Consider the following 20,658-nt stretch of genomic DNA (forward strand, 5'->3'; position numbering starts at 1 on the left):
AGGAGCGAGTGGCTTTGGAGCAGCATCTGCCTCTCTCGCTGTGCATGATCGTGCGGGACGAAGAGGATTGTCTGGCGCGCTGCCTGCAATCTGTTATGGGGATAGTCGCCGAGATTTGGATCGCCGACACGGGGTCGGCGGATCGCAGCGCGGAGATTGCGGAAGCCTTCGGGGCGAGGGTGATCGCTCTTCCTTGGTCCGGGAACTTCGCGGCGGTCCGCAATGAGGTCCTGCGAAGGGCATCGCAGCCGTGGATTCTGGTGCTCGACGCCGACGAGGAGTGGGCATCGTCGGCGGAGGAGCTTCTGGAAGGCGTGAGGTCCGCCGAAGAGGACGGCGTTATGGGCTTATACGTGCGGATGGAGAGCCTGGTCGGAGAAGGGGAGGAAGCGGCGATCGACTGGGTCTGCCGGTTGTTCCGCAACGACGGGCGGATTCGATTCCGAGGAGCGATCCATGAAGAGACGGCGAGCTCCATCCTGGAGCTGGGACCGGAGAAGCTGCGGCCGTCCGCTCTCTCCATCCGCCATTACGGCTACTTGAAGAAGACGATCGCCCGCAAGAACAAACCGGAGCGCAATCTCCGCATGATTCGCGAAGCGCTTCGCGGCGACGAAGGCAATCCGGTGCTTCGTTATGCGCTGGGCACGGAGTATTTCGTCCAAGGGCAGTACGAGCAAGCCCTTAAGGCATTCCTTCCCCTCCTCGGCGAGGTCCCCTTCGGGGAGGGCTATCTGTCGGACCTGTCGCTGAAGACCGCATTCGCCTTGAAGGAGACCGGCAGAAGTCAGGCGGCCATCCAACTGACCGGGGAGATGCTGGAGCTTTACCCGGACTATGCGGAGCTGCTGGAGCTGAGAGCCGGGCTGATGCTGGAGGAACGGCGGTACGAGGAAGCCCTTCGGCTGGCCAGGCAGGCGGAGTCGCTCGGCGGTTCCCCGCAGGTCCTCTATTCCGCTTCCTCGGGAGCGGGCAACTTCCGCAGCCGCTACCTGGCCGGGCTTGTGCTGGAGCGGCTGCGGAGATTCCCGGAGGCCTGCCTCGAATACGAGGAGGCTCTTCGTTACCAGGCGAACTTCGAGCCGGCTTGGCTTCGCCTAGCCGTTCTCTGCTCGGCCCTGGAACGAATGGACATGCTGGAGCGGTGTCTTCGGAGCTGGAGCGACGCGCTGTCTCCCGCCATAAAGTCGGCGCTGGCGGAGACTCTGCTGGATCTGCGCGAGCCGTTATGGCTTAAGGACCACGGCAGCCTGCTTGCCGAAGGGTTGGAGAACCTTCCGCTGGCGGAGGGGGTGATGGCCGCCCAATTGGGAGACTTTGAACGGGCGGTCGAGTCTTGGGAGGCCCGGCTTATGGAGCTGAACGAGATTCAAGCCGAGGAGGCGGCTCTCTATCGATGGGGGCTCGTCCAGCTTCAAGGCCATGCGACTCTCCCTCATCCGCCGGTTTACGGGAGAGCGGCTTCCTCGCTCCTGCTTCGAATCGGCGCTTGGGAAGCCTGGGAAGCTTGGGAAGGCTGGGAGGGCTGGGAGGGCATTCGGAAGGGCGGCGGCAGCCGGAGCATCTGGGAGACCGTTCCGCTCGCTCGCCGGCTGGGTCTGCTTCGTTTGCCGTCGGAACAATTGGAGCGCCTATGCGCGGAAGGGCGGGAATCGGAGCAAAAGGATGAGGGGGACGGTAACGCTCTCCTTCTGCTCAAAGGAGCGGCCGCCCTGCTGGCCGGCCAGCCGAAGCGGGCTCTGGAGTGGCTGTCCGCCGTTCGGGCGGAGAGGAATCCGTCCCATGCGGCCGCCTCGCTGGCGGGCAGCACGCACGCATGGCTTCGGCTGGCCGAACGGACGGCCGGTAAAGCCTGTAAAGCCGGTAAAGCCGGTAATGCCGGTAAAGCCGGCAATGATCGCAATGTCGGAAATGATGGCAATGCCGGCAACGATGGCAATGCCCGCAATGAGGCCATTGCGGGCGGAACTGGCGAGCCTAGCAGATCTGAGAAGAATCTAGAGTCTAGAGAGTCTGAAGATCCTGGTAATCCCACAGAACCCGGCGAGACCGGACATTTCTTCCTTTCCGAACTTATCGGCAAGCCTAACTCCGCTTTCCGGAATGGCGGTGCCTGCCCCGTTTGGTCGGACCCTTCCTTCGCTAGCCGCACCCTTCTGCTCTGACGAGGCAAGCGCGGAAGCAATAGTGCCGCTCGCCGTATCGAACCGCATAGAGAGCGTCGGCGGGGCGCTCCAACTCCGCCGGCCCGTCGAAACGGAGTCCGGCGGCGGCGATCTCCGAGGCGAAGCCGTCTAAGGATCCGGTAACCCCCAAAGCGGCGATCAATCGGCCTTGCGGCTTCAGCACCCTTGCGAACTCTCTCCATATCCGGGTTCTCTCCTCCCGGTCGGAGGCTCCCGACTTCCCTTCCGCAAGACCCGCCTTCCCGTCCGCCCCTCTATCCGCCGACGGCAGGTAGAAGACGGCGTCGAACGTCCCTTCATCGAAGGGCAGCGCGCTCAGATCCGCGCAGGCGAAGCTGATCCGCTCGAAGGCCGGCCCCTGCAGCTCCACCGCGACGACAGGCCCGTAGCGGACGATCCACTCCCGGATAATCGACTCGGTGGACTCGGCATGCGGGCTGTCGTCGCACACGTGAACCTCCCGGCAGAGGCTCGCCAGCTTCAGGATGAAGGGCTGAACGCTTCCGCCGCCCGCCTCCAGCACGATATCTCCGGGCCGGGCGAACCGCCGCGCCCACTCGTATTCGTAGGGCTTGCTCCACCATGCGGGGGGCAGGGCGAGCGGGCCCGTCTCCGCGGAAGGATCGGTCTGCAGCATGTAACGGGAGATCCGATCCCTCTCGTTCGCGGGCTGCGGTTCCTCTCTAAGCGTCATCTTAATTCCTCCTCTCATCGGTCCCCGGGAGCGGAGGGAGATAAGCTTCAAGCACCTTCCTCCATCTTCGCCGCCAGATCGACAGGTCGAACGACAGCGCCGTCTCCCGGGCCCGGCGTCCCATTGTCGTTCTCAACTCGCGATTTTCCGCCAACTCCATGATGGCTTCGTACAGCTCCTCCTTGCGAGGCGGGACGATTCGTCCGTTGAACCCGTCGATGACAAGATCGTTCAGCCCCCCGACGTCGGTCGAGACGACCGGCAGCCCGCAGCTCATCGCTTCCAAGCAGGAGTAAGACGTTCCTTCGGAGTAAATCGTCGGAATGACCGCGATATCGGCGCCTCGGTAGGCCGCGCGAACCTCCGAGAAGCCATAGGTGCGATGCCGGATGCGTTCCCGATGGGGATGGGATTGCCGCCAGATGGGAAAGGCGTCTCCTATCGGGCTTCCTTCGACGCGTTCCCCCGCGAACTCCATGAGAATCGAAGGATTGCTCGCGAGCAGCCGATCCGCGATCTGCATCATTTGAAGAATGCCTCGTTCGGGGCTTAATCTTCGCGGGTAAAGCACCTTGATTAAGCCGATAGCCGGACTCTTTTCGGGTTCCCCGGGGGTAAAATAGCGGGTGTCCACCGAGTTGGGAATCAGCGCAAGCTTGCTTGAGTCCTCGTATTGGCATACGGATCGGCAGTAGGTCTGGAAGTGCGAATCGACGGTGACGATGCGCGTAAGCTGGTCGATCGCTCCCTGGATCGACTCCGCAACCGTGCGCTTGGCTTGGGCGTCGAGCAGGGGATTATCCCAGTTGATCCCGTGGCAAATTCCGATGCTGCCGGGCCGGTAACGGATCGGATGCCACAGGCAGCTCGCATAGATCAGGGGTCCTTGGATCGGTGCCGTTATCCGTTCGAAAGCCTCCGCGATGCGGTCGCTCCGGTAGGTATAACCATGAACCTCGATCCCGTCCACGACGGAATCGAAGTCTTCGAAGAAAGAGAGCTGATGAACGACCGGAGTGCAGCCCATATCCTGCAGAAGGAGGCATAGATCATGGATATAGCGCTCCAGCCCTCCGCCGAACACTCTTGCGTAGTTCCGGTTGTAGCCGTCCAGATAGCTGTGCGTCAACAGGCTGACTTTGGTCATTCCGCGTCCTCTCTCCAAGGGATCAGGTTCGGCTCGGGATCGAGAATCGACTCGTAATGATCCAGGCTTCCGAAGCGGCCCTCGGGGTCGTTGGCTTTGTATCGGCGATACTTGCGGACGCGATCGGCCCAATCTCCGGCCCAGCCGAGATGTTTGACCCGAAGCTCGCTGAGCAATCCCGGCAACGCATGATAGGCCGGCGGGATACGGGGGAGATGATGATGCAGCTTCGGATAGGGGCAGGGAAGAAGCGGCATATAGCGAACAAGCGTCATCTGGTGGCGCCGGTGGATGTTCCAAAGTTCGTCCTCGCGATAGTGGGTCGTTCCGCCCCAGAGGTCGAAGAAGCGGAAAGCGACCCAATCGTATCGGTCTTGATCGATCAGCGTCCTCATGCTTCGCCGCGCTTTCGCTTCGTACAGCTCATCGGCATCGACGGAGAGCAGCCAATCCGGATCCGTGGAGACAGCCGTCTCCCACAAGAGCGATCGCAGCTTCCATTCTTGAGCGAACAGAGGCTCCGGCGACTGGACGAGCTTGACGACCTTGGGGCAGCGAAGGACAAGCTCCGGGGTGCGATCCGTGCTTGCGTCGTCTACGACAACGATCTCATCCACGAACTCGCATAGCTCGCTTAGCACTTGCTCGAGATGCCTTCCCTGCTCATTCCGAACCTGGAGCATCGCGGTCAGCTTGTTGCCCGTCTGCTTGCGAACCGGCAGGAAGCCGGGGCTCGAGGGGGGCATCGTCCTCACTCTCCTCGGTCAGGCCGAGAGCCGGCGAACCCGTCAATCCGCTCAGCTCGTCGTCGATTGCCTTTATCTCCAATATATGTGCAAGGGCGTTCGAGTCTGTCTCCGCAGCGCGAAGAAACCAAGAAATAGCTTCATGGCGTTGTCCGCGAAGACGGCAGCGGAACCCGTTGGCCAGATCGGCGATCCTTCGCTGCTCGCTAGTTTGCCGCATGGAAGGCGACAACAGGGAGCATGCCTCGTCCCACCGAGCCGATTCGGTCAGCAGTTGGAATTCGATCCTGCGGACCTCCTCGATATCCGATTCCGGCGTTCGAAGCTGAGCCAGGGCATTGCGGGAATCGTCGTTTAACCGATATAGGCCGGACAGAGCCAGGGCGAAGCGGCCTTGATTGGCCCATTGAAGCAGGACGGAATAGTCGGCTCGCTCGCTGTCGGTAACGGCCGAGATGCCGTAAATGGTCAATGCTCCTTCCAGATCGCCCTTGCGGGCTGCTATCGCGGACAGGAACCGAAAGTGCGAAGCGAGGCTTCCGGGGCTGCGATTCAGGCAGGCCTGATGGAAGGCTTCGGCGACATGGGCCTCGGCGTCATCCAGCCGGCCGGTCAAGTACTCGTAGGAGCCGAGCAGGAAGGAGACGGTCTCATGAGGCCCGAGCGTTCTTCTCAGCTCTTCATAGAATGGGATCCTCAGATGCAATTGCAGGTGGGTCGCCCAGCCGGCCGAGGGCGGAGAGGTATCGATCAGGCTCCGCACGGCTCGGAGGAAGAGCGCTTCGTAGTCCCGAACCTCGAGATCGATTCCTTGCACTTGCACGGTGCCGGCGGCGTCTGGGTCTGCGCCCGACAGGAGCAGGACGGCGTCCCTTCGGAAAGCCTGCTCGAGGAAAAAAGATTCCGAAGCGGTGCAGAGGAGGTCGGCTGCCGCGCTAAGCTCCTTCACGCACCTTCTTATGAGAGCTCCCCGGTCATTCGGAAAGTCCGGAAGGAGGGCGACGAGCGGGCCGCGCGCCAGGCTGCTCGCCTCATAGGTCCAATAAGGGTGGCTTACGATCGTTAGGAGCGGCGTTCCTGCTTCTCTGATTTCTTGCCTAGAGACGGGGAGAATCGGTGCGGGGAGCCGCTCGTCGCTTCTCTCGGTGACATAATGAACGGTGCCGACCGAAGCAAGCAGCATCGCCAGCCGAGCGAAGGGATAGCTGGACCAAGGTCCGTCTGGATAAATAACGATCTCCATCGTGAATATCGCTCCTTGCATAGCCTTCGACTATTGTATGGAATCGCCGATGCGGCGGTTCCGACCAAAGCAGGATGAGCGCGAGGATCTGGGACTTTAGTCTTTCAGAATTTGTTCAGCCGGGGATGGTACAACTGAGTTATTAGGTAAAAATACCGCGGCGGATAAAGGGGATCAGCATGGCGCAAATGAACAAGCTTTCTCACGGAGAGGCCGGAGCCGAGATCGAGAGGACAATGGGAATCATCGGGGGCAAGTGGAAAGGAGTTATCCTCTATCACTTGGCCGAGAGCGAGACGAGATTCAACCAACTGAGGCGTCTCATCCCCGGAATCACTCAGAGAATGCTGACGCTCCAATTGCGCGAGTTGGAGAAGGACGGCATCGTGGAGCGGCTGGCGTACCAGGAGGTTCCTCTGCGCGTAGGCTATCGGCTCAGCGAGCTGGGGCATTCGCTTTTGCCTTTGCTGGGCATGATACAGCAATGGGGAGAGGAATATCGGAGGGCTCGTTCCGAATCGTCTCGGGACGATCGGCTAACCGCCGCGGATTTGCGCTGAGAACCGAGAAGAGCAATGTGCCGGGACAAGGCTATTCGGCGAATAGGAATGCGCGTTGGTCCTACTCCGTTAATCGAACCTATCGAACGTGTATGGGTTGAACCCAACTTGTCATCGAAGAGACAAAAGAGAGCCGAGCTTCCGCTAGAGGAGGCTCGGCTCTTGCGCGCTATTCGCGCGACAGGGTCAGCTTATTGTAAATGCGAAGCAGATGCTGCATATCGTCATCGCTCAAGGAAGAGAACATCTTCTCCATTAAAGCGACTCTCTTGTCGTGGATGTCGGCCAACAGCGACTTGCCCTTGTCGGTAATCTCCAGCTTCACGACCCGACGATCGTTCGGATCGCTGACGCGCACGACAAGCTTCATCTTAACGAGTTTATCGGAGATGACGGTCATGCCGCCGGAAGTAACGCCTAATATATTGGAGAGGTACGAGCTTGAACGCGCGCCTTCTCCCTGAAGGATATCGAGAGCTTGGACCTGGCTTATGGATAGCTCTCCTTCGATATCTTTAGCCCACTCATTCCGCCATAATCGGTTATGGAGTCTTATTAATCCGAACAGTTCGACGATATCTTCGTGTTTGGTCACAGCTAACCTCCGCCAGAATGATGGTCCTTCAATTTTCCCATACTTTGCGGCAGAAGACCAGCGTTTTAGTCCTATAGATGGAAACTTTTCGAGGCGGAGGCGCTTGTGCGTTGCCCTTTAGATCAAGGTTGAGTGACGCGGATGCTGCCGCTGTCGGTGCGGATCTTGATGACTTCCGTCGATTGCTGCTCCGAATCCGGGGCATGGATCGAGCCGGAATCCGATTTAAGGTCGTAGAAGCCGCCGTAACTTGCCGGCACTTCGACCTTCACGCTGCCGGAATCGCTCTTGATCGTAGCGTTCGAAGTATCGTCCTTCACCAGGCGAATGCTGCCGGAATCGCTGTTCAGGTTGGACGTTCCGTTCAGGTGTTCGATCGAGATGCTGCCGGAATCGGAGGATGCGGATAGAGCGGCGGTAAGATTCTCTCCGTGGATGCTGCCGGAATCCGACTTCAGTGCCAGAGTCTCGCCCTTGAAGCCGTAAATTTTGATGCTGCCCGAGTCGGACTTGATCTCTCCTTGATCGGCGGAGGCGCCATTCACCTGGATCGAGCCGGAGTCGGTGTGCAGCTGGACCATCTTAAGCGCGGAAGCGGCTTCTTCGGTCAAAGAGACGGTAACCTGCTGGGCCGAGCCGAAGTCGAAATCCATGAGACCGATGGTCCAGCCTTCCTTCGCTTGAATCTTCAGAACGCCGTCGTTCAACTTGGCATTCTTGATCTGATCGACGACGTCTTCTTTGGCCTTGCCGGCCATGTGGATGGAGTTGGCGCCGTCTTCGCTTGCGACGAAGTTGACGCGAAGAGGCAGGTCGTCGGTCATGATGCTTAGCTGTTTGAGATCGTTGGTCTCGAACGTCCAGGTTTGTTCATAGGATTGTTTCTCGGCTCCGAATTGAAAGTTGAAGAGAGCGGCTCCGCCTACTCCTACCAGAATAAGTCCCAAGGCAATCGATATCCATTTTTTCACTTCGTTATTCCCGTCCTCTCAGCAATCTCAGATTCCACCGGGCGTAGGCGGCGATGCCCCTGATGCACGGCTTAATAAGCTTGATGAACAGCAAGGCAAGCAGGATCCCGATTCCGGCGATAGCGACGTGCCCGAACAAGGAGGCCGGATAGAAGGAGTCGTGCCAGAGTCCTCCCAATACGTTCAGCAGCGGGGAAGCGATGGCGGCGAACGCGGAAGCGCCAATCGAGAGAATCGCCGCCCCCAGGGAGATGAGAATGGGCAGTACGACAAGGTTTAGGAAGAACAGCAGGATGCCCACCCCCGCCATCCGAAGGAAGTCGGGGCTATTCCGCGGCGCCGAAGAAGCGGGAGCTGCGGGCGGCGACGGCACCCGGTACATTCGTTCCTCCAGGATCCTTTGAGCGCGCAGATGAGGTTCCCCTAGCTCCCTCAGGATATCGGCTTCGCTTCTGCCCTTCTGCAATTGATAGGCGATACGGTAATCCAGCTCCCGGATCAGATCGTAGCGTTCTAACTCGGGAATGACGGACAAATGCTCGTTAAGAGCGTCCAGGTATTCGTTTTTCTTCATTGTGACACTCCGTTCAATTGTAAATGGAAGCTAATGTTAGTGTAAATGAGCGCAGGGATGCCTCCAACCATCCGGGGGACGGTTTGCAACCAGACTTAGGTCGGGGAGGCGATGGGGAGGCGCAATAAATTTGGACACCTAATTTTCACAAAGTACATGAAATCGTCACAAGTATGTGATACAATAGACACAAATAGCGCTTTCACGATGAGGAGTGTGGCGAACATGAGGACGTTTGACATGTTCAGAGCTACTAAATGGATATCGGCGATCATCATTGCCATCGGAATGATCTGCTGCGTGTGGCATATCCGAGATTTCAACGACGGCAACCTTGGCCTTATGATCGGGATCGGCTTCCTAGTGGGCGGCATCGAGGTTCTGATTCTGGGGGCGTTCGCGTCTTTGATGCAGCAGACGACGGATAAGGCTCCTTCTCCTTCCATCGCAATCGCGGAACCGACGGCCGAGAAGCCGGTGTGAATCCCTAGCCGGCGATCCATAATAGAAGACATTTCTGGCTGATGAGCGATCATCGGCCTTTTTTGCGTCGAAAAAGGCTTTCAAGAGGAATGAGATTCCAATGGGACAGGGGGAGGCGGGTTGGGCTACAGATGGGCGATAAGGGAATCGCGCTTGTGCGGCGGGCGAAGGGGAGATTCGAATGCCGATCTGCGGGCTTCCCCGACGTTTATCGTGTCGGAACCGATTTGCCGCATGGGCGGGAGATCAGGGACGAGATCCGGATATTAGGCGGAATCCGGAACTGATACAGGGGAGTTTTCGGAGTGGGACAGGCCGTTTTGGAAGCCGTTTCAGAAGAACTTATCAAGTTAAGTCGAAATGGTGAACAAATTATTGCGAAAAAAAGAACGTTAAATGTCTCCTTTGTTAACTGTGCAGAAGATCATTTGGCTTTCTGGTATCTTAGAGACGTCAAGCGCGATCGAGCCTGGGACGATTGCGCGTTTCTGTTCAATATCATCTGAGGAGATGAGAGGGTTATGAAGTTAAGGGGTTGGCGTCGACTCATCGCCGCGGTTCCACTATTGGCAATCGTGTTCCTGATGTCGGGCTGCAGCACGGACATGGGCGTGCTGGATCCGAAAGGCACGGTAGCGGATCAGCAATTCGATCTCATTATGATCACGGTCATCATTAGCATCGTGATTTTCGTGCCGGTTATGGCGATGACCTTCTGGTTCGCGTGGAAGTATCGCGAGAATCGGAAGAGCGATGCGGAGTACAAGCCGAACTGGTCTCACAGCACCAAGGTTGAGACGTTCATGTGGGGCATCCCGATCGTGATCATTATTATCTTGGGTACCATTACGACCGTCTACTCCTTCAAGCTTGAGCCTTCCAAGGCGCTGGCTGCCGAGACGAAGGACGGAGTCAAGCCGATTACGATTGAAGTCACGTCGCTTGACTGGAAGTGGCTCTTCACGTATCCGGAACAAGGAATCGCTACGGTTAACTACGTACAATTCCCGGAGGACGTTCCAGTTGAATTCAAACTGACTTCCGATGCTCCGATGAACTCGTTCTGGATCCCGCAGCTGGGCGGACAGATCTACACGATGTCGGGCATGGCGATGGAGCTTAACCTGATCGCCAACGAGCCAGGCGAATACCAAGGCCGCGGGGCGAACTTCAGCGGCGAGCACTTCGGCAAGATGGAGTTTATTGCGAAGGCGACTTCCCAGGAGGATTTCGATCATTGGGTAGCCGACATCAAGCAATCTTCTCCGGCGCTGACCGAGCAAGGCTATGATGAGCTGGCCGAGCCAGGAGTCGTGGACACGAACGACACCTACTCTTCCTTCCCTGAAGGCTTGTTCGATCGGATCGTGAACAAGTACGGTTCCTCTCACAATCATAGCGGAGCATCCGAAGGGGAATCCTCTTCGGAGGAGACTTCTTCCGAGGACTGAGCGGATAAGTAAAAGAGAGTTAGATAAGGAGGATGTCTCGTGTGGGAAGATATTAAAGATTGGGCTTCCGACTTCTTTGTGACCGGAGATCCGTTGATTTACGGCGCTGACGTGGGAATCGTTCTTGCGAGTTTATCCATATTATTCGTACTAACCTATTTCAAAAAATGGAAATGGCTCTGGTCGGAATGGATTACCACGGTGGATCATAAGAAAATCGGTATTATGTATATCATTGCCGCGTTGTTGATGTTGTTCCGCGGCGGTATGGATGCGCTCCTTATGCGGACGCAGCTTGTCATGCCGGATATGGAATTCCTTAAGCCGGAGCATTACAACGAGATCTTCACGACTCACGGGGTCATCATGATTCTGTTCATGGCGATGCCGCTGATGTTCGGTCTGTTCAATATTGCGGTACCTCTGCAGATAGGGGCGCGCGACGTTGCGTTCCCGGTTCTGAACTCCCTTAGCTTCTGGCTGTTCTTCATGGGTGCGATGCTGTTCAACCTGTCGTTCGTCATCGGCGGTTCGCCGAATGCGGGCTGGTTGGCTTATCCTCCTCTATCGGAGACGATGTTCAACCCCGGAGTCGGGCAGGACTTCTACATCTGGGGGATTCAGATTTCCGGTATCGGCAGTTTGATGACCGGTATCAACTTTATCGTTACGATTCTTAAAATGCGTGCGCCGGGCATGAAGCTTATGAAGATGCCGATGTTCACTTGGTCGGTCTTCGCGAGCAGCCTGACGATCATGCTGGCGTTCCCGATCCTTACGGTAACCCTGGCTCTGCTGTTCATCGACCGCTTCCTCGGGGCGCACTTCTTCACCCTCGATGCGGGCGGCAACCCGATGATGTACATCAACCTCATCTGGATGTGGGGACACCCTGAGGTTTACATCGTTATCCTGCCGGCATTCGGGATCTTCTCCGATATCGTCTCGACGTTCTCGAAGAAGAAGGTTTTTGGCTACAAGTCGATGGTATTCGCTCTGATGATCATCAGCGTCGTGTCCTTCGTTACGTGGGCTCACCACTTCTTCACGATGGGCTCCGGGGCCAGCGTCAACGCGTTCTTCGCGATATCGACGATGGTTATCGCGATCCCGACCGGGGTCAAAGTATTTAACTGGCTGTTCACGATGTATAAAGGGAAAATCTCCTTTAAGTCGCCTATGCTTTGGACGATGGGCTTCATTCCATGCTTTGTCGTAGGCGGTCTGACTGGCGTTATGCTTTCGGTTGCTCCTGCGGACTTCCAGTTCCATAACAGCTACTTCCTGATCGCTCACTTCCACCAGGTTCTCATCGGCGGCGTCGCCTTCGGCTACTTCGCGGGTCTCTACTACTGGTGGCCGAAGATGTTCGGCTTCAAGCTGGACGAGAAGCTTGGCAAATGGGCGTTCTGGCTCTGGAACATCGGCTTCTATGTCTGCTTCATGCCTCAGTACGTGCTCGGACTCATGGGCATGACTCGCCGTTACAGCACTTATTCTTGGGATACCGGTTGGTTCGGACTTAACCTTGTCTCGACGATCGGCGCGTTCATCATGGGCGCAGGCTTCCTCGTTCAAGTATGGCAGATCGTGTACAGCATCAAGAAGATGGACAAGGATACGACGGGCGACCCTTGGGATGCCCGCACGCTCGAATGGTCGATTCCTTCTCCGGCTCCGATGTACAACTTCGCTACCGATCCTCGCGTGAGCGATGTCGACGAGTGGTGGGAAGAGAAGCAGCGCATCGCGGCTGGCAAGCCGACTCCGAAGCCGGCGCTCGAGCCGATCCACATGCCGAAGAATTCGGCCATGCCGATCTTCAAAGCGACCTTCTGGTTCCTGGCAGGCTTCGGCTTCGTCTTCGATTGGATGTGGCTTGCGCTTCCGGCTATGGCCGGCGTGGGCATCACGATGCTGGTTTACTCCTTCAACTACGATACGGAATATTACATTCCGGTCGATGAGATCAGAAAAACGGAAGCTGCCGCAGGGAGGGCTGTCTAATGTCTCACAATGCAAATCATGCGGTGCAAGGACATGGCCACGACCACGGGGGGCACCACGACCTCGATGCGCTTCGGCAGATGGGCTTCTGGCTGTTCCTGATCACCGACTGTATCTTGTTCGGAACCTTGTTCGCGACTTATATCGTGCTTCATAACAATACGGCGGGAGGCCCGACGGCCTCCGAGCTGTTCGAAATGCCGGGCGTTATCGCCGAGACGTTCATCCTGCTTACCTCCAGCTTCACGAGCGGTCTGGCCGTGCTCTGCATGAACCGCGGCAACAAGAAGGGGCTCATCGGTTGGCTTATCGTCACGGTTCTTCTCGGCGCGTCCTTCGTTACGCTTGAAGTAACGGAATTCCTGAAGATGATCGACGAAGGCGCGAAGATCTCGACGAGCGCATTCTTGTCCGGCTTCTATACGCTGGTCGGCACGCACGGACTTCACGTTTCGGTCGGTTTGGTCTGGATGACCGCTCTGATCATTCAGTTGTCGAAGCGCGGCATTACGAAGACCACGCGGCGCAAGATCAACATCATCAGCTTGTACTGGCACTTCTTGGACGCTGTCTGGATCTTCGTATTCACTATCGTATACATGATGGGGGTGATGTAAGATGGCGCAACATCAAGCTCATTCCCATGATTCCCATGACGAGCATGAGTCTCACGGTTCGCTCAAGGAGTATATTGTCGGGTTTGTCTTGTCGCTCATTCTTACGGCCATTCCGCTGATCTTCGTTCTTAACGATATCGTGGAAGGAACGGCGGCCAACGTCGTTCTGCTCGTGACGGCGGTTCTCCAGTTTGTCGTTCAGCTGTTCTTCTTCATGCACCTGAAGGAAGAGAAGAAGCCTCGCTGGAACTTCATGGCTCTGATTCTGGGCATCGCGGTCGTGATCATTATCGTACTGGGCTCGATCTGGATCATGGGCAACAACGAAGTCGTTAAGTAAACGGCTTAATAGAGAAGCGGAGGCGCGGGTTGGTTCAACCCGTTCCTCCGCTTTTTTTTGCCTAATTTATTCCCCTTCGTTCCAAGGGTTGAGATGGACCATCACTTCGATGACATCTTCGTCGCATTCCATCACGCAGCGTTTGATCTCGCGGCTGATGTCATGGCCTTGCTGGATGGTGTAGTAGCTGGGGATGCCGACCCGCACGTCGACGATGATGTAGTGGCCGTGCTCCCGGGCGCGCACTCGATCCATGCGTTTGATCGGCTCGAGCTCGAAGATGACTTTCTCGTACCGGGCCAGCCTCTCCGCGGAGACGGTTCTCTCCATGAGAATATCGACCGCCTCCTTGCCCATCTCGACGGCTAGCTTCAGCACCAAGAGCGAGACGATGATGCCCGCTATCGGATCTCCATAGGCCGTCCAGGACCAATCCATATGGTTTCCGATAAGGGCAAGTCCAATGCCGAGGACGGCGGCGAGCGACGCATAGACGTCGGCCAGGTGGTCGTAGGCGGTCGCCAGCACGCTCTTGCTCTTCTCTTGGCGGCCGATTCGGATGGTGTATACGTACAGGGCTAACTTCCATAAGAGGGAGATCACCGCTGCGACGAGCGGGAGGGTGCTTTCGCTTGCGGCCGGTTCCGTCAGCGACACGATGGAGTGGTAGCCGATCCAGATCGCGGCTAACCCAAGAACGATCGCGACGAACGCCGAAGCGACGACCTCCGCTTTCCCATGCCCGTATGGATGGTCGTCATCGGCCGGCTTCTTGGACACCATGGATGAGGTGAGGGCGGCGACGGTCGCGATAATATCCCCGGCGTTGTGGATTCCGTCGGCGATCAGAACCGAGCTGCCGAATGCCAATCCGACACCCGTCTTGAGAAGAGTAAGCAGGATGTTGCTGATAAGGCTGATCCAGATGGCGAGCAGGCTCTTGGAAGGTTGGGATAAGCTCAAAATGATGACTCCTTCTAATAAAGTTTGCTTTGCGCAAAAAAAAATCAGGTCTTCAACCGGTGGTTGAAGACCTGATTCTTGCGAGTTGACGGGATGAATGCAATCATGGGTGACAGCCACCCTCCTTCTTTTGACGCAGCAATTTATTTATTTTACCACATTCGCGTCGGGAAGGCGACATTGGGAATGCTTCGAGATTGCTCCCGAGGTCTGGGGGGAGTAAAATATAGTCATGTGAATGGATATTTTCCGGTCTCTGGAGGAATGATCGATATGGCGCACACGCAGCTGCTCTCCCTGCTCGGCTCTTTGCTGGCGGGCGTGATGGTTATAATAGTAAGGCTTAAGGCGGCGAACCAGCCCACTTCGCTTCGCAAGATCGTCGCTCCCCCGCTGGGGATGTCGACGGGCTTCCTCATGTTCGTCGTTCCCGATACGAGGGTTCCTTGGCTATGGGGGCTTGCCGCCTTGGCCGCCGGGGCGATCTTCTTCGCCTATCCGCTGATCGCGACCTCCCGGTTCGAGGTGCGAGAGGGCCGGATCTATCTGAAACGGTCCAAAATGTTCATCGTCATCATCATAGCGCTGCTTGCGGTACGCATCCTCCTTCATGACGTCGTCGACGAGTACGTGTCCATCCCCCAGTCGGCGGGCCTGTTCTTCCTGCTGGCGTTCGGAATGCTGCTGCCGTGGCGATTGGCGATGTGGAAGGGCTATGTGGAGACGGAGAGGAAAATGGTCTCGAAGCCGGAGCGGCAGGGTTCGAACGCGGGGCAGGCATAAAACACGAACGTTCGGAAGCAGATGCGGGAAAAGCTCGTATTTGCTTCTTTTTTTGTCGAAACATGACTTAAACCTAACGCTATGGGGAATATTAACGGAATGAATTACCGGAAAATTGTTAATTATACGTAATAAATATTGACATTGGAATATGCGGAGCATATGATATCTACTAATACCAATCCTCACCGTGCGCACGGATAGGGGCTTCGGAAACCCGCCTGAAAGGAGGAAAGGCTTCTCTCCTCCCAATCCGAGCAAAGAGGAGCCGCTCCGATGGAATTGTGGAACGCCATTACGTCCAAATCCCCCTCGCCATCCCATTTCTACGACGAGATGTTCGATGGCAGCTCCGTACGCCCTCACTACGCGAAGGTCCAATCCATCCTGTCGCGTTTAAGCTTCGAGGAGCGCGCCGCCCGGCAGCACACGATGAATCGCAGGCTGCTGGAAGAAGGCATTACGTTTACCCTTGCCCAATCCGAGCAACCGGACGCGCTTGAACGAACGATTCCCTTCGATTTTGTCCCTCGGATCATTCCCAGCGAGGAATGGGGCATGATCGAGCAAGGGGTGAGCCAACGCGTTCGCGCGCTCAATCACTTCCTTCACGACGTTTACCATGAACAGAACATCTTCAAGGATGGCTTGATTCCGCGGAGAATGATCATGGGCAACCGGTATTTCCGGACCGAGATGATGAACCTTGCGGCGCCGGGCGGTGCTTATATCAATGCTTCCGGCATTGATCTGATTCGCGACGACCAAGGCAAATATTTCGTTCTCGAGGATAACCTGCGTTCGCCGTCGGGCTTCTCCTACATCTATAAAAGCCGTTCGATCATGACGCATGACTTCCCCGAATTGTACTTCTCCCATTCCGTAAGAGGCATCGACCATTCGCTCAGCGCCTTCCGCGCTGCCCTGCGCAATCTGGCGCCCAGCGATAAAGCCGATCCCGTAATCGCCCTGCTGACGCCGGGCAGCTTCAATTCCGCCTACTTCGAACATACCTTCCTCGCCCAGCAGATGGGGCTCGAGCTCGTTGAAGGAAGGGATCTCGTCTGCCGCGACAACAAGATTTACATCCGCAGCCTAAACGGCTTGAAGAAGATCGACGTCATCTACCGGAGAATCGACGACGATTATCTGGATCCGCTTGCCTTCCGTCCTGATTCTATGCTCGGAGTAGCCGGACTTATGAACGCTTATCGCTTCGGCAACGTGGCTATCGCCAATGCTCCGGGTACGGGAGTCGCCGATGACAAGGCGATTTATTCGTTCGTCCCGGACATGATCCGCTACTATCTGAACGAGACTCCGATTCTGTCGAACGTGCCTACTTATCTGATGAGCCGGCCGGAGGAACGGGAGTATGTGCTGGAGCGGCTGGACCAGATGGTCGTGAAGGAGACGTCCCTGTCCGGCGGCTACGGGATGCTGATCGGGCCGAAGGCGACGGAATGGGAGAGAGAGCGGTTCGCAGAGAAGATCCGCGAGAACCCGGATAATTACATCGCTCAGCCGACGATCCAGCTCTCGACGGCGCCGATCTGCCTGGACGGCCGAATGTCTTCCCGGCACATCGATCTTCGCGTGTTCGCGCTGATGAACGGACGCAATGTTCATGTTCTGCCCGGAGGCCTCACTCGCGTAGCAATGAAGGAGGGCTCGCTGGTCGTCAACTCTTCGCAGGGCGGCGGCTGCAAGGACACATGGGTATTGACGAGATAAAGGAGGGGTAGCCATGCTGGATCGGACTGCGGAATCTCTGTTCTGGATCGGCCGGTACACGGAGCGGGCCGAGAATCATGCTCGGCTGATTGACGTCTATTATCATATTCGCGAAGAGTCGAACGGACCCGACGAAGGAGTATGGCGAAGAATCGCGGGAGCGATCGGGGACTGCAACGACTACATCGAGCGCTACGGGGAATTCGAAGAGCGTAAGGCCTTGCAGTTCCTCGCGTTGGATACGGCCCAGCCGAACTCGCTCATCACCTGCGTCGTCCAGGCGAGAGAGAATCTTAAGAAGATCAGGGAGCAGCTGCCTTCCGAGCTGTGGAACCTGCTGAATAGCTTCTACTTATGGCTTCGTCAGATGACGATCGAGGAGGTGCTGGCCGAGCCGCATCGCTTCTTCGACCGGGTTAAGGAAGGGCTTGCCTCCTTCCAGGGAACGCTCGTCTCCATCGCCATGCGCGACGAATCGTGGAGCATGCTGGAGAGCGGCCGCTATCTGGAACGCTCGGAGAACATCGTCAGGCTGCTTCAATCGGTCTGCCAGACCGTCGAAGAGAAGGGGGAGTCCTCTTATTCCTACTTGCTCGCGGTGCTCAAGTCGGTTGGCGGCTACGAAGCCTACCGCCGCTTGGGAATCGAGGAGCTGAGCATGGAAGAGGTGGCTTCGTTCCTGCTTCTCCAGGAGACGTTCCCGCGCTCCGTCCACTTCGCGCTCGCGGCCTTCGAATCGAACATGAAGTCGATGAGATCGAAGTCGGACCGTTCCGCCTCCTCGCTGGAGAAGATCATTCGGCAAGCGAGCAAGGCCCGATCCGAGCTCAGCTGGCTGGAGCGGCAGGATATTGCGGGAGCTTCGCTCGGAGCCGTTCTGCGGCAGCTGCTCCAAGCCAATAATCTGCTCGGTGAATCGATGGCGAAGACCTTTTTCTTTCCCCATGGCAGGGAGGTTATCGCTTGAGATTGGAGATCAGCCACGTTACGAGATATCAGTACGGCGACCCGGTGACGGACAGTGTCAATGAGCTCCGACTGGCGCCGAGAACGGACGAACGCCAAGCGTGCTACCAGCATCAGCTGACCATCGAGCCGAACGTCTCCCTGATGTCCTACGAGGATTACTTCGGCAATCGGGTGTATTCCTTCACGGCGAACGATCCGCATAGGGAGCTGGTTATTACGTCCCGATCGACGGTCGTGACCCGGGACTCCGAGATGAAGAAGGGGCTGGAGGGAGATCCTTCCGCATCGTGGAGCAAGGTGAAGAGCGAGGAGTTCGTCAATGCCAACGCGGAGTATCTGCTGCCGACCGTCTATGCTTCCTTCCATCCCAGCGTAGTCAATTATGCGCTAAGCATAGAGGGGGAAGAGGAGGGGGTGTTCGCTTTCGTGAAGAGCGCCTGCAAGCGGATCTTCAACGACTTCGAGTACAAGCCCCAATCGACCGGGGTGCATACGACCTCGGACGAGCTTATCGGGCTCGGGACCGGCGTATGCCAGGACTTCGCCCATCTCCTCCTCTCGGTCTGCCGGATTAAGGGAGTGGCGGCGCGTTACGTCAGCGGCTACCACTTCGTCGGCGATCTGCAAGGGAGGGACGCCGACTTCGAGCAAGCTTCGCACGCTTGGGTGGAAGCCTACGTCCCCGGCATGGGGTGGCAGGGCATCGACCCGACGAACAACGGCTTGGTCGATTGGCGCTACGTGAAGCTGGCGCACGGCCGCGACTACCTGGATATCGTGCCGGTCAAAGGCGTCTACCGCGGCACCGGCCTCCAGAAGCTGAGCGTTCAGGTGGATGTGCAGCGGGTGACGGGGTAAGATGCGGATAAGCGACGAGAAGGGGCGGTTCCGGGCAGGATAATCGATAGCGGAAAAGCGAGACCTTAAGAGGCTTAATAGGCTTAAGAGGCCAGACTTCGAGAGGCGACGGGAATCAGAGACGCTTAGCGGCACAGGGGGAGGTCCCTGTGCCGCTATTTTTCGGAATGGAGTCGTTCTCCTCAAGCGAGCCGTTCCCGAAGCGGGTTATGCCATTGCTCTTCTTTGCATTCTCATGCGTTCTGTTCCCGGATCTCGGAAGGATAGCATTTGAACTGCTCGAGGAACAGCTTCGTAAAGTGCCTCGAACTGAAATAGCCGACCGCCTGGGCGATATCTTGAACTTTCATCTCCGGCTTCGTCATCAGCAGCTCTTTGGCCTTCAGCATGCGGGTGCCCGTCAAGTATTTGACGAAGGTGATGCCCATCCGCTTATGGAACAGAGTGCTGAGATAGTTCGGGGTGACGTTCATAGCCCCGGCCAGCGTTCCGATCGCAATCTCATCCATGTAATGCTCTTCGATATAGTCGATGATCCGCTGAACGAGATCGGTTCTGTCGGTGCAGGCCGCGGCATTCGTCGCCTGGAGCATGGCATCGCCGTGAAGCTGCAGGGAATGGAACCACTGCTCGGGAGGCATGTCCGCGTTCACAGCGGCTTCCATCGCGGAGGACAGATAGCCGCATACTCTTGTTAGCCAACCGCGGTTCTCGAACAGCTCGGACGGGTTAAGCTTCCTCAGAGACACGAGCTTCCGGGAATAGCCCATATAATCTTTGCGCGCGTACAGCTCGTTAAGCTGCACGAGATGCTCGGCTATGGAGAGTACGTTCGGCTTCTCGGCTTCGGCGCGCAGAGACTCCAAGGTCACCGCTTGAGTGCCGGCCGGCGAATGATAGATGCGCAGATGGGCGAGAGCCTGCAGTTCTTCGGCCTCTTTCTGAAGCGCCGGCAAGTCGTCGCATCCGTTCGTCCGGAGGACGTATACGCCCGAGTCGGCCGCTCGGCGCACGACCGTCATCGTCTGCCGCTCGATGAATTCCAGAACCGAGGGATCCCGGTTCTTATCGGCGCGGGGGATTGCCCAGCAGCAGGTCAGGGTACCGTCCCGAAGGCTGACGATTCCGCCGCGCACGTCATTGCCTTGGGGATGAAGGAGGACCGCTTGCCGGATATCGTTCGCGATAGGCTGCAAGCGATCCGGGGAATCGGCTCTCGTATCGGAGATGTCCGAGTACAACGCGAAGCAGGCCAGAATGTAGCCATGGTAGGCGCTGTCCGCCGTCGCGCAGGGGAGGCGATCCGTTCGGCGCAGCGCGGCCCCGATCCAGGATTCGAACTCGCAATTAAGGTAGTAGGCGGCGCTGTTCCGTTCCTCGATCGCGTGGCGGACGCACTTCTCCAGTTCGTCCGGATCCGCGGGCTTCAGCAAGTAGTCGATTGCGCCAAGACGGATCGCGTCGTGGGCGTATTTAAATTCGGAGAACCCGGTCACGATGACCCAATTCGCTTCCGGAGCGAACGGCTTGCCTTGACGGATCGCCTCCAATCCGTCCATTCTGGGCATGCGGATATCCACGAAGATCAGATCGGGGGAGGTCGTTCGAATCAAGCCGAGCAATTCCTCTCCGTTGCGGGCTTCCCCCACGATCCGGATCGGAATGTCCATCTCCTCCAGCATGCTTCTCAAGCTGGATCGGACGAGGCTCTCATCGTCGGCTAAGATGACGTTCATG

21 protein-coding genes are annotated in these 20,658 nt (G+C 57.3%); 12 read left to right on the forward strand and 9 right to left on the reverse strand.

The genetic code is table 11. The features are described from left to right. Positions 1-14 precede the first annotated feature (14 nt). Positions 15-2,165 (forward strand): tetratricopeptide repeat-containing glycosyltransferase family 2 protein, encoded by a 2,151-nt coding sequence (locus tag ELR57_RS01870; RefSeq protein WP_126956661.1) that lies wholly within the window; start codon positions 15-17, stop codon positions 2,163-2,165. Here the strand turns inward: ELR57_RS01870 and ELR57_RS01875 are convergent. The 4 genes from ELR57_RS01875 to ELR57_RS01890 are packed head-to-tail and all read right to left on the reverse strand — an operon-like array spanning position 2,143 to position 6,016. Continuing rightward, complete coding sequence (locus ELR57_RS01875) at positions 2,143-2,880, reverse strand: class I SAM-dependent methyltransferase (RefSeq protein WP_158629897.1); 738 nt, start codon at positions 2,878-2,880, stop codon at positions 2,143-2,145. The two genes, ELR57_RS01870 and ELR57_RS01875, sit on opposite strands and share 23 nt — an antisense overlap. A gap of 1 nt (position 2,881) precedes the next feature. Beyond that, entirely contained in the window at positions 2,882-4,027 is a 1,146-nt protein-coding gene (locus ELR57_RS01880; protein WP_126956665.1) for a glycosyltransferase family 4 protein, read from the reverse strand. Further along, positions 4,024-4,773, reverse strand: a complete 750-nt coding sequence (locus ELR57_RS01885) for a glycosyltransferase (RefSeq protein WP_126956667.1) — start codon at positions 4,771-4,773, stop codon at positions 4,024-4,026. Before ELR57_RS01885 ends, ELR57_RS01880 begins: the two co-directional genes overlap by 4 nt. Next, positions 4,691-6,016 carry a hypothetical protein gene (locus tag ELR57_RS01890; RefSeq protein ID WP_126956669.1) on the reverse strand — a complete coding sequence of 442 codons (1,326 nt, stop codon included), beginning with the start codon at positions 6,014-6,016 and terminating at the stop codon, positions 4,691-4,693. The genes ELR57_RS01885 and ELR57_RS01890 overlap by 83 nt, the downstream gene beginning before the upstream one ends. A 179-nt stretch (positions 6,017-6,195) precedes the next feature. On the opposite strand from ELR57_RS01890, the gene ELR57_RS01895 reads away from it, so the two are divergent. Continuing rightward, the gene (locus ELR57_RS01895) at positions 6,196-6,576 is read left to right on the forward strand and encodes a winged helix-turn-helix transcriptional regulator (RefSeq protein WP_126956671.1); all 381 of its coding nucleotides are present in this window, start codon (positions 6,196-6,198) and stop codon (positions 6,574-6,576) included. 169 nt (positions 6,577-6,745) lie between these two features. Here ELR57_RS01895 and ELR57_RS01900 read toward each other — a convergent pair whose 3' ends face one another. The 3 genes from ELR57_RS01900 to ELR57_RS01910 form a co-directional block, all read right to left on the reverse strand. Next, the gene (locus tag ELR57_RS01900; RefSeq protein WP_158629898.1) at positions 6,746-7,171 is read right to left on the reverse strand and encodes a MarR family winged helix-turn-helix transcriptional regulator; all 426 of its coding nucleotides are present in this window, start codon (positions 7,169-7,171) and stop codon (positions 6,746-6,748) included. 122 nt (positions 7,172-7,293) lie between these two features. After that, positions 7,294-8,142 (reverse strand): DUF4097 family beta strand repeat-containing protein, encoded by an 849-nt coding sequence (locus ELR57_RS01905; protein ID WP_238162373.1) that lies wholly within the window; start codon positions 8,140-8,142, stop codon positions 7,294-7,296. Positions 8,143-8,146: 4 nt separating this feature from the next. Then, the gene (locus ELR57_RS01910; protein ID WP_126956675.1) at positions 8,147-8,716 is read right to left on the reverse strand and encodes a DUF1700 domain-containing protein; all 570 of its coding nucleotides are present in this window, start codon (positions 8,714-8,716) and stop codon (positions 8,147-8,149) included. Positions 8,717-8,956: 240 nt separating this feature from the next. Here ELR57_RS01910 and ELR57_RS28005 point away from each other — a divergent pair, with 240 nt between their 5' ends. The 6 genes from ELR57_RS28005 to cyoD all read left to right on the forward strand — a co-directional run bounded on the left by ELR57_RS28005 (position 8,957) and on the right by cyoD (position 13,614). Beyond that, on the forward strand, positions 8,957-9,199 hold the full coding sequence (locus ELR57_RS28005; protein WP_192896497.1) for a hypothetical protein: 243 nt from the start codon (positions 8,957-8,959) through the stop codon (positions 9,197-9,199). Positions 9,200-9,504: 305 nt separating this feature from the next. After that, complete coding sequence (locus tag ELR57_RS01920; protein ID WP_126956677.1) at positions 9,505-9,705, forward strand: hypothetical protein; 201 nt, start codon at positions 9,505-9,507, stop codon at positions 9,703-9,705. 15 nt (positions 9,706-9,720) lie between these two features. After that, complete coding sequence (cyoA, locus tag ELR57_RS01925; RefSeq protein ID WP_126956679.1) at positions 9,721-10,650, forward strand: ubiquinol oxidase subunit II; 930 nt, start codon at positions 9,721-9,723, stop codon at positions 10,648-10,650. A gap of 39 nt (positions 10,651-10,689) precedes the next feature. Then, positions 10,690-12,657: a cbb3-type cytochrome c oxidase subunit I gene (locus tag ELR57_RS01930; protein ID WP_126956681.1), complete on the forward strand. Its 1,968-nt coding sequence runs from the start codon at positions 10,690-10,692 to the stop codon at positions 12,655-12,657. Next, entirely contained in the window at positions 12,657-13,274 is a 618-nt protein-coding gene (gene cyoC, locus ELR57_RS01935; protein ID WP_126956683.1) for a cytochrome o ubiquinol oxidase subunit III, read from the forward strand. The genes ELR57_RS01930 and cyoC overlap by 1 nt, the downstream gene beginning before the upstream one ends. 1 nt (position 13,275) lies before the next feature. Continuing rightward, entirely contained in the window at positions 13,276-13,614 is a 339-nt protein-coding gene (cyoD, locus tag ELR57_RS01940) for a cytochrome o ubiquinol oxidase subunit IV (protein WP_126956684.1), read from the forward strand. Positions 13,615-13,680: 66 nt separating this feature from the next. Here cyoD and ELR57_RS01945 read toward each other — a convergent pair whose 3' ends face one another. After that, positions 13,681-14,577: a cation diffusion facilitator family transporter gene (locus ELR57_RS01945; protein WP_238162374.1), complete on the reverse strand. Its 897-nt coding sequence runs from the start codon at positions 14,575-14,577 to the stop codon at positions 13,681-13,683. Positions 14,578-14,850: 273 nt separating this feature from the next. On the opposite strand from ELR57_RS01945, the gene ELR57_RS01950 reads away from it, so the two are divergent. The 4 genes from ELR57_RS01950 to ELR57_RS01965 all read left to right on the forward strand — a co-directional run bounded on the left by ELR57_RS01950 (position 14,851) and on the right by ELR57_RS01965 (position 18,921). Beyond that, positions 14,851-15,360: a CcdC family protein gene (locus ELR57_RS01950; protein ID WP_126956686.1), complete on the forward strand. Its 510-nt coding sequence runs from the start codon at positions 14,851-14,853 to the stop codon at positions 15,358-15,360. Between the two features lie 276 nt (positions 15,361-15,636). Then, positions 15,637-17,094, forward strand: a complete 1,458-nt coding sequence (locus ELR57_RS01955; RefSeq protein WP_126956688.1) for a circularly permuted type 2 ATP-grasp protein — start codon at positions 15,637-15,639, stop codon at positions 17,092-17,094. A 13-nt stretch (positions 17,095-17,107) separates the two neighbouring features. After that, positions 17,108-18,061, forward strand: a complete 954-nt coding sequence (locus ELR57_RS01960; protein ID WP_126956690.1) for an alpha-E domain-containing protein — start codon at positions 17,108-17,110, stop codon at positions 18,059-18,061. Next, on the forward strand, positions 18,058-18,921 hold the full coding sequence (locus tag ELR57_RS01965) for a transglutaminase family protein (protein ID WP_126956692.1): 864 nt from the start codon (positions 18,058-18,060) through the stop codon (positions 18,919-18,921). Before ELR57_RS01960 ends, ELR57_RS01965 begins: the two co-directional genes overlap by 4 nt. Before the next feature lie 233 nt (positions 18,922-19,154). On the opposite strand, the gene ELR57_RS01970 is transcribed toward ELR57_RS01965, so the two are convergent. Then, positions 19,155-20,657: a response regulator transcription factor gene (locus tag ELR57_RS01970; RefSeq protein ID WP_126956694.1), complete on the reverse strand. Its 1,503-nt coding sequence runs from the start codon at positions 20,655-20,657 to the stop codon at positions 19,155-19,157. Position 20,658: the final 1 nt, after the last annotated feature.

This window comes from Cohnella sp. AR92, from assembly GCF_003990975.1.
GTDB lineage: Bacteria > Bacillota > Bacilli > Paenibacillales > Paenibacillaceae > Cohnella.